Here is a 966-nt window from a genome sequence, read left to right as displayed (position 1 = left end):
TGAAGTGGACCCTATCCATTGGTCCACCTGACAGGCGATCTAAGCTCTGACTGGGTTGTCATCAGGCGTCAGGCTGCCTGGGTCAATGGTTGATCGAAGTACACCTCATCGGGTGTTTCGTCGTCGAGCCCCTGATGGGGTCGGTCCCTGTTATACCAGGCGAAATAACGCTTCAGGTCTTCGCGCAGATGGGCACCATTCTCGAAGGCTTTCAAGTAGACGCACTCGTACTTCACGCTGCGCCAGAGCCGCTCAACGAAGATGTTGTCCTGGTAACAGCCCTTGCCATCCATGCTGATCCGGACCTCATGGGCTTCCAGCACGTCAGTAAACGCCTTACTGGTGAACTGGCAGCCTTGATCCGTGTTGAAGACCTCGGGCGACCCATGGCGTGCCAGGGCATCTTCCAAGGCATCGACGCAGAAGTCGGTGTCCAGGGTATTCGATATTCGCCAGGCCAGCACACGGCGGCTGTGCCAATCCATAATGACCACCAGATACATGAATCCGCGTGCCATAGGAAGGTAAGTCACATCAGCTGCCCAGACTTGGTTGGGGCGATTAATGACCCGACCCCGCAGCAGGTAGGGGTAGATCCGGTGCCCCTCACCGGGGCGACTGGTGCGCGGCCTCGGATATACCGCCTGGAGCCCCATCTGACGCATCAATCGCTGGACTCGCTTGCGGTTCACTGGATGTCCCAGACGGTTGAGATAAATCGTCATCCGCCGTGAACCATAGACTGGCGTTCGCAGATGTTCCTCGTCGATCAGGCGCATCAGCTCCAGGTCATAGGCCCGCCGCTCTTTGCGCTGGTAATACACCGAGGACCGGCTGATACCGAGCAGCCGGCATTGGCGCCGGAGGCTGAGGTCAGGCGCCTGTGGCTCGACCAGTGCCAGGCGCTGGGCCCGACTCAACGATCGAGCCTGCGTGACAAAAAATCGCGTTCCACCGTCAGCTTGC

General features: G+C 58.9%; 1 protein-coding gene. It reads right to left on the bottom strand.

The window, feature by feature from the left end; all coding sequences use genetic code 11:
* Positions 1-68 precede the first annotated feature (68 nt).
* Positions 69-966: IS3 family transposase (locus CCD76_RS19370; protein WP_087721113.1), on the bottom strand; the 898-nt coding region annotated here is incomplete at its 5' end.

This window comes from Salinicola salarius (assembly GCF_002179555.1).
Taxonomy (GTDB): Bacteria; Pseudomonadota; Gammaproteobacteria; order Pseudomonadales; family Halomonadaceae; genus Salinicola; species Salinicola salarius_A.
The sequence above is the reverse complement of the archived record's forward strand: the minus strand, read 5'-3'. Positions and strand labels throughout refer to the sequence as shown.